At 44.2% G+C, this 547-nt stretch carries 1 protein-coding gene and 1 pseudogene; both read left to right on the top strand.

What is annotated here, in order from left to right:
- Nucleotides 1-214 (top strand): annotated as a pseudogene (locus ACYVTD_RS15885) (DUF362 domain-containing protein); the annotation flags it as partial.
- Nucleotides 207-547, top strand: a 341-nt coding sequence (locus ACYVTD_RS15880; protein ID WP_461248657.1) for a permease, incomplete at its 3' end; no start/stop codon positions are given. The pseudogene ACYVTD_RS15885 and the gene ACYVTD_RS15880, both read left to right, overlap by 8 nt.

Raw genomic sequence — 547 nt, 5'->3', positions numbered from 1 at the left:
ACCCACTCCTCCGACAATGGCAGACATCGGCATACTAGCCTCGCTTGATCCTGTTGCCCTTGATCAGGCTTGCGTCGATCTTGTGTACAAGGCAAAAGATGGCAAAGACCTTATTGCGCGGATAGAGTCAAGGAATGGTATTTTGACAATAAAACACGCGGAAGAAATTGGCTTGGGAAGCAAGACATACAGGTTAGTCCGTATTGATGGTTGAAGTTTTAAAGCGCGAATTTATTTACATTTGGTATTTTTTCTCGATTCAGTTTGAGCAGATTTTCAGATACTGGGCGATTGGAATGGCACTCGGCTCTTTTATTTCAGTTTTTGGAAAAGAAAAAATCCATGAAATGTTCTCCAGTCTGCGAGAGAAAAAGCTAGGTTTCCTCGGCGTAATACCTGCGTCGCTTTTGGGGATAGCCTCCCCCTTGTGCATGTACGGAACAATCCCGATAGCGGCATCATTTGCCGAAAAGGGAATGGAAGAAGACTGGCTTGCCGCCTTTATGATGTCTTCCATTTTGTTAAATCCGCAACTGCTTTTTTACAG

Source organism: Treponema sp. R6D11, from assembly GCF_054786075.1.
Note: the sequence above shows the minus strand (reverse complement) of the source record. Positions and strands in the feature narration are given on the sequence as shown.